The organism is Bacillus sp. FJAT-27231 (genome assembly GCF_001183975.1).
In the GTDB taxonomy this organism is placed as follows: Bacteria; Bacillota; Bacilli; order Bacillales; family Domibacillaceae; genus Pseudobacillus; species Pseudobacillus wudalianchiensis.
This window is the reverse complement of record NZ_LFZU01000001.1, coordinates 1,653,824-1,665,669: the sequence shown is the minus strand read 5'-3', so window position 1 is coordinate 1,665,669 and position 11,846 is coordinate 1,653,824. Positions and strand designations below refer to the sequence as shown.

General features: G+C 39.1%; 11 protein-coding genes. 4 read left to right on the top strand and 7 right to left on the bottom strand.

What is annotated here, in order from left to right:
• Positions 1-357: 357 nt before the first annotated feature.
• Both AC623_RS07845 and AC623_RS07840 read right to left on the bottom strand, forming a co-directional pair.
• On the bottom strand, positions 358-1,635 hold the full coding sequence (locus AC623_RS07845) for a hypothetical protein (protein ID WP_049661939.1): 1,278 nt from the start codon (positions 1,633-1,635) through the stop codon (positions 358-360).
• A gap of 76 nt (positions 1,636-1,711) precedes the next feature.
• Positions 1,712-2,185 (bottom strand): Hsp20/alpha crystallin family protein, encoded by a 474-nt coding sequence (locus AC623_RS07840; RefSeq protein WP_049661938.1) that lies wholly within the window; start codon positions 2,183-2,185, stop codon positions 1,712-1,714.
• A gap of 445 nt (positions 2,186-2,630) precedes the next feature.
• Here AC623_RS07840 and AC623_RS07830 point away from each other — a divergent pair, with 445 nt between their 5' ends.
• Genes AC623_RS07830 through AC623_RS07820 form a run of 3 tightly spaced genes read left to right on the top strand, consistent with a single transcriptional unit; the run spans position 2,631 to position 3,416 of the window.
• Positions 2,631-2,897, top strand: coding sequence for a hypothetical protein (locus AC623_RS07830; protein WP_049661936.1), 267 nt, complete (start codon positions 2,631-2,633; stop codon positions 2,895-2,897).
• A 1-nt stretch (position 2,898) separates the two neighbouring features.
• Positions 2,899-3,129: a hypothetical protein gene (locus AC623_RS07825; protein ID WP_049661935.1), complete on the top strand. Its 231-nt coding sequence runs from the start codon at positions 2,899-2,901 to the stop codon at positions 3,127-3,129.
• A gap of 50 nt (positions 3,130-3,179) precedes the next feature.
• A complete protein-coding gene (locus AC623_RS07820) occupies positions 3,180-3,416 on the top strand; it encodes a hypothetical protein (protein WP_049661934.1) in 237 nt (78 codons plus the stop codon).
• A gap of 115 nt (positions 3,417-3,531) precedes the next feature.
• Here AC623_RS07820 and AC623_RS07815 read toward each other — a convergent pair whose 3' ends face one another.
• The 3 genes from AC623_RS07815 to AC623_RS20970 form a co-directional block, all read right to left on the bottom strand.
• Positions 3,532-4,647 (bottom strand): M20 metallopeptidase family protein, encoded by a 1,116-nt coding sequence (locus AC623_RS07815; protein WP_049661933.1) that lies wholly within the window; start codon positions 4,645-4,647, stop codon positions 3,532-3,534.
• A gap of 103 nt (positions 4,648-4,750) precedes the next feature.
• A complete protein-coding gene (locus AC623_RS07810; protein WP_049661932.1) occupies positions 4,751-6,172 on the bottom strand; it encodes an amino acid permease in 1,422 nt (473 codons plus the stop codon).
• Between the two features lie 681 nt (positions 6,173-6,853).
• Positions 6,854-6,988 carry a YjcZ family sporulation protein gene (locus AC623_RS20970; RefSeq protein WP_077247227.1) on the bottom strand — a complete coding sequence of 45 codons (135 nt, stop codon included), beginning with the start codon at positions 6,986-6,988 and terminating at the stop codon, positions 6,854-6,856.
• A gap of 181 nt (positions 6,989-7,169) precedes the next feature.
• On the opposite strand from AC623_RS20970, the gene AC623_RS07805 reads away from it, so the two are divergent.
• Positions 7,170-7,889: a class I SAM-dependent methyltransferase gene (locus AC623_RS07805; RefSeq protein ID WP_231603409.1), complete on the top strand. Its 720-nt coding sequence runs from the start codon at positions 7,170-7,172 to the stop codon at positions 7,887-7,889.
• Between the two features lie 97 nt (positions 7,890-7,986).
• On the opposite strand, the gene AC623_RS07800 is transcribed toward AC623_RS07805, so the two are convergent.
• Together AC623_RS07800 and AC623_RS07795 are read right to left on the bottom strand one after the other, a co-directional pair.
• Positions 7,987-11,052 (bottom strand): efflux RND transporter permease subunit, encoded by a 3,066-nt coding sequence (locus AC623_RS07800; RefSeq protein ID WP_049661931.1) that lies wholly within the window; start codon positions 11,050-11,052, stop codon positions 7,987-7,989.
• A 126-nt stretch (positions 11,053-11,178) separates the two neighbouring features.
• Positions 11,179-11,799, bottom strand: coding sequence for a TetR/AcrR family transcriptional regulator (locus tag AC623_RS07795; protein ID WP_049661930.1), 621 nt, complete (start codon positions 11,797-11,799; stop codon positions 11,179-11,181).
• Positions 11,800-11,846: the final 47 nt, after the last annotated feature.

Genomic DNA, 11,846 nt, shown 5'->3' with positions numbered 1-11,846 from the left:
TATGCATGATAAACATTTCATTTCGGCTTTTTAACGCACCTGACATTAGGGAAAGGATCTTAAAAAGCCTTATCTAAATATTGTACATATGTTTCTTCGTTGCCACAATTAATTAAGCCAGTATCTCCCATAAAATAAAGCCTTTTATTTACTCAAGCGTAATGATTCTGTCTCACAGTTATTGTATATTGCCTGTGAGACAGCCACTTATTTCTCTTTCTAAGTTTAACAGAAAAAATGAGACGTATTGAACAGATATAACGCTTCTTCGATTTTACAGCTTCCTCTATTCAACTAACAGACTCGTCCGATGCATGGACCCATGTTCTCTCCTCTCTTCAATACGTCATTTCAACTCTAAGAAGGATCTTTTCCAAGCGAAGGGTCATCCTCAATCACAATATCCGTATAAGGGGCCTCTTCCTCAAACACTTTAGAACTCCATTCTGAGGAAAATCCATCATTTGGCGGAGCTGGCTGTTCTTCTGTGCTCGTTTGCGGCTTTTCCATTTCTTCCTTTGCGACTTTCATTTTTTCCATATCCTCTTTTACTTGTTCCGTTATCTCTTTTGGCACGGCCTCTTTTCCATAAGTCGCACCTATATTCAAAGCACCACTCAAGCTCTTGATTCCAAGCTGTTCAAAGTTGTTGTTTTGTTCGTACTTGTCTAAATAAAGCTTGTCTATATACAAAGTTTTAAAAACAGGTTCTTGTTGTATAGGTGAATTTTCTGCTTCTTCCTTCGTTGCCCCACTCCATTTTTCTATTAGCTCGTCCACTCGTTTGAGCAGCCCAGCCTGTACTTCATTCACCAATAAATAATTTTTTTCCAGAGCAAGAATTCTCATTTGAAGAGGTAAGGAAATGGAATCCATCTCTTCTGCTTCTCTCCTCTGCTCACTTCTGCTATCAGGCGATGAATCGCTTACTATTAGCTCTTCTTTATCTGATTGATCCCTTTCCTCATATCTTAAGTGGTCGTTAGATAAATGCTGTTCCTGCTCCATTAATTTGGAGATTTGACTTTCTAATGAGCTTATTTTCTTTTGAAGCATGTCTTCTTTCGCTGTATGAGCAGCTAATTTCTTCTCAAACTTCTCCTCTACATCAAGCCATCTTTCCTCCACAGATGCAGCCTTGTCATAACGGTTATGAATAAATAGGATGACTTCCCGAACGGTTCGTTCGAATTGATTAAGCCGCTCATCCAACTCCTCAAGTTTTTGATCATACGATTCACACTTCTGAATCGTTTCCTGCATTCTTTCTTCCTTATTAATATGAGCAGTCAGCCGCTCCTCTACTAAGCTAAGCAGCCGCTCCTCTCTCACTCTCCCTTCTTCCACGGAGGCAGTTTGATTATGATTTATAAATTGTATAATTTGCCGAATGGTTTGTTCAGACTTATTGGTTCTCTCATTCAGCTCTATCAGTTTTTGATCGTGTTCATTCGCTCCCCGCACTGTTTCTTCTCTATTTATCCCAAACATGGAGGTTCGAGCTTGATTTTCAAACTTTAATAACTGTTTTACATGAACTTCAAGCGCATTTATTCGTAAAATTTGTTTTTCAAGCTCACTCTTATCGTCTTTCTTTTTCTGACCTTTTTGATTAAAAATTCTTTTCATAGCCATAGCAGATCCCCACACTTATTTATTTATTCCTTAGGAAAGGGACTAATGAAAAGCCGTAAACGCTAAACAGGCTGTGTTACTCAATTGGGACTTGTTCCTCGCTTCTAAATTGTCGATTATACGAGATAAAAAGAAGGCCATTATGAAACCTCGCGCGAATCTGATTAGGATAGGCAGGCTCTGGAAGCTGAATGATTCGTTGAAAATCTCCTTGATACATCTCTTGCTGTACCAATTCTCCTTTATTTATCTGACTATCGCTTCCTCTAATTAATAGCTTTATGCCTGATACAGACACTTGGATGTTTTCTTTCGGATACCCGGCCAAATTTGATACTAATAGAATCGCTTCATCTGTCATGTAAATATCTGTTGGCGGAAACTTTTTCCCTTGCTCCGTTTTAAGAGGAGATTCACCGTCCTGTGCAACCCCTGAATGGTTTTTCATAAATTCATTAAAGGAGGAATTCTCAAATATTTCGTCCCAAAAATTTGTAGTTTGATACTTTTTCGCTATATCCATCCATTGCAATATTTTATCCATGTCCATGAGGGATCCCCCTTGTGACGTATCATAATCATTTATATGGAGTTTTTTGTATATCTTGTCTTTAGTTCATCATAACGAACAACCCTATTACCATGTATATGCCATGGAAGCAGGCAGATAACATAATCTTCGTTTGAAGTGCATACCTTTAAATACTTAGAGAACGAAAAGAAAGGAGAAGAAGCTATGTTCTTTTTACCGGCCAAGGTAAATATCAATCATGTTAAAGTGAATAATAGCGATCATCTAAGTTCCATATCTTTTAGTTCTACTGTTAAAAGAAATAGAAATGTCTGCGCTAAGAAAAACCAGGGGTTCGGACAACAGATGGCAGATGGAACCCTGAGAATGTTTTCAAAAACATGGACAATAGATCATGATACAGTAGATTCATGCAGGGAAAAATCAAATCACCAGTCCATTTAAAATGCTTAGGAGGTTTAACATGACTGGCCCGGTTCCTTATATCAATATCAATATCAATATTATTAAAGTGAATTCATTTGAGAACGCCTCAGCTATCAATGTTGGCCAAAATTTATTGGCGGAATGGCATAATTCAGACAAGAAAAACATGGGCTTAGGACAAAACATGGGAGACGGCAGTAATTTTCTTGGTACGAGAAGCGGCGTTGATGACCGGGATCAAGTGGATTCCAATGCTTCTTTTGAAACCGCTAATTTGCCTAACCCGTTAGGAGTGATACCATAAAATGTTTGCGCCTGTTGTCATCAATGTGTTAGGAATAAAAGTTAACGCCATTGATCACGGAACAGTTCTCAATCTTGGCTCAAGTCAACATATAGACCTGTTTGTTTCTTACAAGCGGAACCAAGGAATTGGAGAACAGAACGGGGACCTGTCTCCTACAGTGCTATCTCAATCTGCCGTGTGGGATATGGATGCTATTGACAGCCCATCAGCCAAATCAAGCTTCTTCTAGTGGCATCTTTTGTAAAGACTGATTTTATTTCAACAGAAGGAGGTGTTTATATGGCTTTTATCACTCCGATGGTCATTAATGTTCTTGGATTTAAAATTAATACGATGGATAATGGAGCCGTGGCCAATATGGGTTCTGTTCAGTTTATCGACCAATTTGTGAGCTATAAGCGAAACCAAGCTTTTGGGGAACAAAATGGCGATCTGTCTCCAGTTGGCATTCCAACCGCTGCTATATTTGATCCTGATGGCAATGATAGTTCATCCGTCAAAAATAGCGTCGTTTAAGAAGAAAATATTTACAACGTCCTTTATCCATGTGAAAAAGAGCCCTTTGCGGGGCTCTTTTTCATGACCATTTATAGAAATATAAAGATATCTCCTATAATTTTTTGAGTGTTTTTTATAAATCAACGAGACCTTTAAACACTTCTACTGCCGTTTCGATAATGTCGTCTCGGAAGTCATACTCATATGTATGCACTTGCGGATAATTTTCACCGTTTCCGATGTAGCACATTGCCCCTTTTGACAGCTTCAAATAATGGCCAAAGTCTTCGGAAGGACGCAAAGCCTTCTTCATTTCGATAACATGCAGTCCTTTTGTCTTACCGACCTGACGGATTTTATCTGAGCTTTCTTTGTAATTCGTCGTTTCCGGAAAGGCATCGTTATAAGAGAAGCTTACTTTTAAGCCGTACTTTCCTGCTTGGGCTTGGGCAAACTCTTCAAGATGCTTCTGAAGCTTATTCATTTCCTCTTCATATAGAGCACGGATCGTCAACAATAAGTCCCCTTTGCTTGCCGATATTCCAAAAGCTCTTTCACCGATATCTACCTGAACGACTGTGCACAGCACGATACCTTTATTATTCTCCGGAGAAATAAACTCCGGGATAGCGTCAATGACTTTTGCAATCGCAAAAGCCGGGTTAACCCCGTCTTCCGGTTGACTCGCATGAGCCGGGGAACCCTCCATATGGATCGTCATCCCCTTGGAAGCACACTGAACGGTACCATCCATAATATTGACAGATTTAAGAGGCATGCCACTCATATTGTGATAAGCAAAGATCTCTTCAATGTTATTTTCTTCAATGAAAGAGGCACACTGGGCAGCGCCATCTCCCGTCTCTTCTGCGTGCTGAAAAAGGAAAAAGACATTTTTATCAGCTCCCTTTTGGTCGATTTCCAAGGCAAATCCAGCAAGTGTAGCAGAGTGGCCATCATGCCCGCATTTGTGGGAAACACCAGGGAACTGGGAAGCATGCGGGATATCGATTCTTTCCTCCATAGGAAGAGCATCAAAATCCGCACGAAATGCAATATTCTTTTTGCCTTTGCCTGCGCGATAAATGGCATAGAACCACAAACCATTATCGACAATTTCTAAGTTCGTATGCTCTTTCAGAAAATTGATTAAATGCTGCTTTGTCCAGACCTCTTGATTCGAAAGTTCAGGGTGCTGGTGCAATTCGTGACGCAGTTGTTTTACTAATCCCAGATTTCTCTTTTCCATTGTTATTCTGACTCCTTCTCATTTTCTCTTCCATACAAACCCCTGGCTCTCTAAGTCGATCACCAGGGATTTAGCAGAGGTCCTTTTAAACATTCATGATTCTTTATTTTATTTCCGTTTCATCAATGTGCGCTTCTAAATACGGCTTGTAATCTGGTTCCTGCAGTTTTCCTTTCTTACTCAAGTAAGTGCCAATGATAAAGTATAGCACTAACATAGGCGCTCCGATATAAAATGAAAATCTAGTGTCGGCGCTGTAAGCTGTATAAATAGCAATAGCAATTAAAGCAGCCAAACAAATAATAGTTGGAATTGGATAAGTGCCCATTTTAAATTTCAACTTATCTACAGATCCGCCGTTCGCCACTAGCCATTTTCTAAATCTATAGTGTGCAAGGAAGCTTCCGAACCAGCCAAGCAATGTATTGAAACCTGCAATCGAAATCAGCCAAACGAACACTTTATCCGGCGAAACAAAGCTGGTGATCAAAGAGACTTGGCCGAGAAACAAAGTAAGAATAACCGCATTTACCGGAATACCGCGCTTATTTACTCTGGACAATGCTTTTGGTGCTTTTCCCTCTTTTGACAATGCCACTAGCGTTCTGCTCAGTGCATATACGATTGAATTTGCCGCCGAAGCCAAAGAGGTTAGAATGACAATATTCATAATAGTAGCTGCCCCTGGAATACCAGCCATTTCAAACAGACCTGCGTAGCCGTTACTTAAAACGCTGACATTCTCATAAGGAACGACCAATCCCATTACAGTCACAGAACCCACATAAAAAATTAATATCCGGAGGAAAATAGTGTTAATGGCCCGAGGCACATTATGCTGCGGTTTTTCCGCTTCCCCCGCTGCAACGACCACTGTTTCAACTCCAAGATAAGACCAAATGACCCCGGTCATCATTAATATAACAGCCGCAAATCCATGCGGGAACATCGAATCGCCGTTCCAGTTTGACAACCCGATAAATCCTTGATTTCCAATCAATCCAAAAACCATAAGGACACCGACAATTAAGAAAATAATAATAGCGACAACCTTGATACCAGCAAACCAGAATTCAGCTTCTCCGTATGATTTTACGTCGATCATATTCAACATTAGAATTAATAAGGAAAGCCCAATACAGAATGCAACGGGAGGAATGCCAGGAAAGAATTGGTTTAAAATCATCCCGCCCCCAACGATCTCAGCCCCAAGTCCGAGGAATCCGTTAATACACAAGTTCCAACCTACCATAAAGCCGAGAACTGGATGAACAAACAACCCCGAATAAGTCGTATAACCACCGGGAATTGGCATAAAAGTTGACATTTCGCCAAGACCCTTCATTAAAACATATACTAAAATTCCAATAGCTAAATATGCTATAGGACCGCCGAGAGCACCAGCCTTCGACACTACATTTCCAGAAGCAAGGAACAATCCTGTTCCAATCGTTCCACCGATGGAAATCATTGTGAGATGCCGGCTTTTCAGCCCACGTTGTAAGTTATAGGTTTTATTTTCCATAGTGTTCATCCCTTTTCTTTAAATTTTTTTCATCACAACTTTCTTTTTGTGTTTAATACAAAAGGCCATTCGGCATGGTGATCATAGAAGGAATGACTTTTCCACCTAGTAACTAACCGGCTTAAATAACTCACGCAATGAACAAACGTATCACTATACTTAATGCTTCAACAGAACGGTTCATCGCAGATCGTTTAATTCAAGGATAAGCAGTATATAGAGCCTATTGCATCAACAACTTTCTACCCAGGGTTCATCTAAAAATCTCCCCGTTGCGAAAACGATTTCATTTCTCAAAACCCCCATTCTCCCTTCTCGCATAGATTTCTATCTTTTCTGTTTTGCAATTATTGTGCCAATTGTGAATATTTAATGAATAATTAAAAATACAGCAATAGACATACTAAACAACAAAATAGGGTGAAAATTATTTAACTAGTGTAAAATAATTTTCACCCCTCCGCTGTGCATTAAGTTAAATGAGTTCGTTTTACTACCTTAAACGGCTTGCGCAGCTTTGTAGTAAAATTTTATTGGGAATACCGATATCATTAAAATAAAACAAATAGCCTTTGCATTGGATTGCACAAAATAAATCAAAACTGGATCAAACCGACATAAAAAAATAAAGGAACAGACTAGGCGTCTGTTCCCTTACTTTCGTAAGCTACCTTACACTTATCAATAGAACCCTGCACCGTATCCGGCACCATAGCCTCCACAGCCAAGATAAGAAGCTCCTATGATGATTAATAGGATAAACAGCACAACAAGCAAGGCAAAGCCTGCTCCATATCCACATCCTCTTGCACTCATTGAACGCACCACCTTTTTCATAAGCTACTATAGCTTATGACAGTACCATCAAATGGGAACAAATATTACACGTTATTCCGTTTCTTGAGCAAATTTAAGGATGGGTACTCAAAATGGATATGAGCATAAAAGTAACCTTCTTATTTTATTTTCATACGATACATATGAATAAATAAAGAAGGTGGTTCTCATTAAAAAGTCAATATACTTAGACTTTTTATCTAAATTTGGTATTGGCGGCGCGCATCCCGGCGGTATTAACTTAACAAAAGAAATTATTAAGGCGGAAAAAATAGATAAAACATCTTATGTTTTAGACGTAGGATGCGGTACGGGTCAAACGGCTGCCTATCTGGCCCGTCAATATGGAGCTAAAGTAATGGGGGTGGATATTAACCCGATTATGATCGAAAAAGCTAAAAATAGAATGAAAGAATCTAACTTGCCAGTGGAAATTGTTCAAGGTTCAATCGAAGATTTCCCGTTACCAGACGGTACATTTGATTTTATCATTTCTGAATCTGTTCTTGCTTTTGTCAATAAGCCTAAATCTCTTAAAGAAATTTATCGCTTGCTAAAGAATAACGGCCGATTTCTTGCAAATGAACTCACGCTTAATAAACGATTAGGATCACCTCATGCCGAAGAAATCATGCAATTTTATGGATTTGAGTCCCTTCTGACAGAAGCAGATTGGATCACTTTATTTGAGAGAACCGGCTTTAAAAATAGAAAAATCCACCCAGTCAACCCTTCTATCTTTCAAAACATTTCTCCTCCTGAATTCCAATACTCAGAATATATCGAGCCCCAGCTCTATAGTGTATCTGAGAAGCACGTATATATGACAGCAAAGTACGAAGGGATTTTGGACTTTAGAGTATTCTCCTGTACCAAATAGTTCAGTAAAAGCCTAAAGATCAAAAAAGGATTGCAGTAGTTAATCTACTGCAATCCTTTTTATACTGTAATTCAAATCAAGAACAGAAAGTAAAGTTTTACTGCTTGCCCGCTATTTCTCTTTCTTTCTTAGAAGTTTTAAAGAAAAATAATTCATACACAACAGGAACAATAATTAAGGTTAATAACGTGGATGACGTTAACCCTCCAATGACTGTTATCGCTAACCCTTTTGAAATCAGCGTTCCTGATGAAGTAGTCATCGCAAGCGGGATGAGGGCTGCAATGGTGGCAAATGCTGTCATTAAAATCGGCCGTAATCTTGTCTTTCCTGCTTCTACTAAAGACTTTCTTATGGTTAATCCTCTCGTTCTATTTTGACCAACCCGATCAACGAGCACGATGGCATTTGTTGTCACAATTCCGATCAACATTAAGAAACCAATCATAACACTAACGGATAATGGTTCTTTCACCACATAAAGTGAAACAAGTGAACCGATCGGTACAAAAATGAGTGAAGACAAGATAATAAAGGGAATTCGTGCTTTTCCGAACGTGATTAACATCGTCAAATACACCAGTCCAATAGCTACAATAATAGCCACTCCTAATGATTGGAAGATTTCAATGGTTTCATCATTTCCCCCACCGCTTGTTAGAGATACACCCTTAGGTAAATCAAGCTCTTCTACTCCTGCTTTTACTTCTGATGATACAGCCTGCACATCATTTCCTTTTACCTGTCCAGAAACACGCGCATACACCTTGCCATCCAGCTTCTGAATGGATGTAAAGGCATCAACTTGCTTAATGGCGGCTACTTCTGAAAGTTTAACAGGGCCTTTTTGAGAAAAGAGAATAACGTCCTCCAGCTGCTCCTTTGATTGCAGCTTTTTATCAAAAGATAGCTGAATCTCCTGCTCTTTACCGTCTAATGTTAAAGTTCCAACATTCACCGGCTTCGTTTGCTCACTTACTGTCCCAAGAATCTGGAAACCTGATAATCCATACTCGCTCGCTTTATCAGGATTGATTTCGACTAAGAACTGTTTTTGCTTTTCGCTGAAATTATTCGTAATATACTTTAAATCATTGTTTTTTTGCATATAGTCTTCTACTTGCTTCGCAGCTTTTTGCAGTTTATTTAAATCATTAGAAAACAAGTCAACATCCACATTGTTATTTGAAGGAGGACCTCCTGTTTCTAATTCCCGAACACTTATTTTTACATCTGCCTGCTCCTTATCGGAAATGTCTTCTATTTTCTTCTCCAGCGATTTAATTGTTTTTTCAACGTCAGTGTTATCTTTTAAATTAAGAAAATAGCTTGCTTTGTTTTCGAGTCTGAGTCCTGTTGTAAAATCTCTGGCTCCTACAGAAGCTGTTACGTTTGCTATTTCTGTTTGTTTGCTGAGCATATCTTCCACAAGCAATGAAATGTTATTTGTTTTTTCGAGAGAAGCCGAAGATGGCAGCTCAATAGAAGTCGTTAATGTTTTTGACTGTTCATTCGGGATAAAGGTAAATCCTAATGAAGGGACAACAGCAAAGGAGCCACCAAGTAATAAGACAGATGCGAGTAAAATCATAAACTTGTGATTTAATGATGTTTCAATTAAGCGGCCATAGACCCTTTGAAGAACGCCCTCTTTCTCCTCAGCAGGCACCTTCTTAAATGAGAACTTCGCTAAAATAGGCACAATCGTAATCGAAACAAGCAGTGAAGCTAATAAAGAGAAAATAATCGTTAAAGCAAAGGGTAAAAAGAATTTTCCTGTTATTCCCCCTACGAAGCCGATCGGAAGAAAAACAACAACCGTTGTTAAGGTGGATGAGGTGATCGCCTTTAAAATTTCTTTTGTTGATTCTAAAATAATTTTGTCGGACATGCCTTCATTCGATTTTCGAACCCGTCTGAAGATGTTTTCAATGACGACAATGCTGTCATCTACGACACGCCCGACGGCGACCGCCATTCCTCCAAGTGTCATAATATTTAACGAAATATCAAGCTGGTTCAGAAAGATAGCTGCAATGAGCAGCGACAACGGAATGGACACAATGGCAATAATCGTCGCTCTTGCATTGCGAAGGAACACCAAAACAGCAATCGAGGCAAATAGGGCCCCAAGTAATCCTTCTTTCACTAACGTGCTAACGGATTTTTCAATGTCCTTTGCAGAATCGATGCCGATTTCATAAGCGATTTCGTCATCATATTTCTTTAGAATATCCATGACTTTGTCTGCCACTTCAACCGTATTAGCCTCTTGCTTTTTCGTAATAGCCATGGATAAGGATTCTTTTTCATTGTAACGGGCCATTTCGTTTTGATCGGTTACTTTTTTAATGGATGCCACATCTTTTAAGCGGATCACGTCTGCTTGTGGTGCTGGGGCACCTTGAGTCCCCGGCTGCTGCACTCCAAATGCAGGCTTTAACTGTAAATTTTCCAGCTTGGAAAGGGACTTAAGGTTTTCTTCTACCCGGATTGGAATTTGCTCCTTATTCTCTGTTAGCTCACCTGCCGGGAAGGATAAATACTTCTCGTTGATTTGCTCTTTTATACTGTTAAGAGAAAGACCCGCTCGTTCTGCTTTTTCCTGATCGACTGTTATTTGCACTAGATTATTCGTTAGGCCAGCTACAGACACATTATTGATGCCTTTTATTTTCTTGAGCTCAGGAATGACCTCCTCCTTCATTAACTTTTCAATGCTTTCCCCATTCTTACTAAAAATTGAAATATTATAAATTGGAAAAGATCCAAACGATAGGCGATTTAACTTAATGTCAGCATCATCAGGCAATCCTGCCTCGTCTACTGCAGAATTAACTTGCTGTTCTACCTTATCAAGATCTGTATCAAACGGAAACTCTAATGTGATGATACCGATGCTATCATAAGCAGAGCTAGTCATCTTCGTGACGCCTTCGATAGAATTAAGCTGATTCTCAAGCTTTGACACAACCTGCTGATCAACGTCATCCGGTGAGGCCCCTGGGTAGACGGCTTCTATAGAAATTTGCGGAAACTCGATATCCGGAAATTGATCTACCTTTAGTTTAGAAAAAGAATAAACGCCCCCCAGTATTAATAAAAATGAAACAATGAATACAGCAACCGCATTTTTTAAGCTGAATTTCGTTAGAAATCCCATCTTCTTTCCTCCTCTGTTTCATGTCTTCTTATTTATCTAAAGTAAAATACTTAACCACCCTCCCTATCAACTGATAGGTTTTTTATCAAAAAAAGAAACTTCAACAGAATCATTTGTTAAAGTCTACTATTTTTTTGTTTCTTCATCCGGAGAGGCTAACCCATATAGAAGGACATTCGTATAAAGTCTTGCTTGTGCTTTTGCTACAGGTTCCGGCACAGGATGATCTGTGTTCCTAGATGAAATCAAATTCAAAAGTAAATAAGAAGAAAGAACAGGATCTGAGCCAAACTCAGCAGGATCTCTAAGCTTTCCTTCTCTTATTCCTTTTTCAAAAATAGAAGCTATAGGTGCCTGGTAAGCTTCAATCCACCTTTTTTTGATTTCCTCCTGCTGCTCTTTATCTAACTCTTTTTCAATGTCATGAAACATCTGTCCTATTCCAGCAGGCTTATTAATCAGTATATAGTATGTAACTTGAAATAAGCACTCTTCAAGAGGATTTTCGAACCGTTTAATAATTCGGTCAAGGGCTGTTTGCATATCAAGCAGCTCAGACTTTAATACTTCCATGTAAAGTTCTTTTTTGTTTTTAAAATGATGATAAAGAGTTGGCTGAGTAATGCCGCAGACATCAGCAATTCTCCGGGTAGAAACAGCTCTGTAACCTAATTCCATAAAAAGATCACGGGCTACCTTGACAATTTTCTGACGTGTTTTCCTGTCATGTTCTAACTGATGACTCATATTCAAAATCCCTTTCATTAAAGCAAAAACCTATCGGTTGATAAAAT

Excerpts from the sequence above, each read along its gene's own strand:
- AC623_RS07810 (WP_049661932.1), bottom strand. The coding sequence starts at position 6,172 with ATGGAAAATAAAACCTATAACTTACAACGTGGGCTGAAAAGCCGGCAT.
- AC623_RS07795 (WP_049661930.1), bottom strand. The coding sequence starts at position 11,799 with ATGAGTCATCAGTTAGAACATGACAGGAAAACACGTCAGAAAATTGTC.
- AC623_RS07820 (WP_049661934.1), top strand. The coding sequence starts at position 3,180 with ATGGCTTTTATCACTCCGATGGTCATTAATGTTCTTGGATTTAAAATT.
- AC623_RS07830 (WP_049661936.1), top strand. The coding sequence starts at position 2,631 with ATGACTGGCCCGGTTCCTTATATCAATATCAATATCAATATTATTAAA.
- AC623_RS07800 (WP_049661931.1), bottom strand. The coding sequence starts at position 11,052 with ATGGGATTTCTAACGAAATTCAGCTTAAAAAATGCGGTTGCTGTATTC.
- AC623_RS07815 (WP_049661933.1), bottom strand. The coding sequence starts at position 4,647 with ATGGAAAAGAGAAATCTGGGATTAGTAAAACAACTGCGTCACGAATTG.
- AC623_RS20970 (WP_077247227.1), bottom strand. The coding sequence starts at position 6,988 with ATGAGTGCAAGAGGATGTGGATATGGAGCAGGCTTTGCCTTGCTTGTT.
- AC623_RS07840 (WP_049661938.1), bottom strand. The coding sequence starts at position 2,185 with ATGGACATGGATAAAATATTGCAATGGATGGATATAGCGAAAAAGTAT.
- AC623_RS07845 (WP_049661939.1), bottom strand. The coding sequence starts at position 1,635 with ATGGCTATGAAAAGAATTTTTAATCAAAAAGGTCAGAAAAAGAAAGAC.
- AC623_RS07825 (WP_049661935.1), top strand. The coding sequence starts at position 2,899 with ATGTTTGCGCCTGTTGTCATCAATGTGTTAGGAATAAAAGTTAACGCC.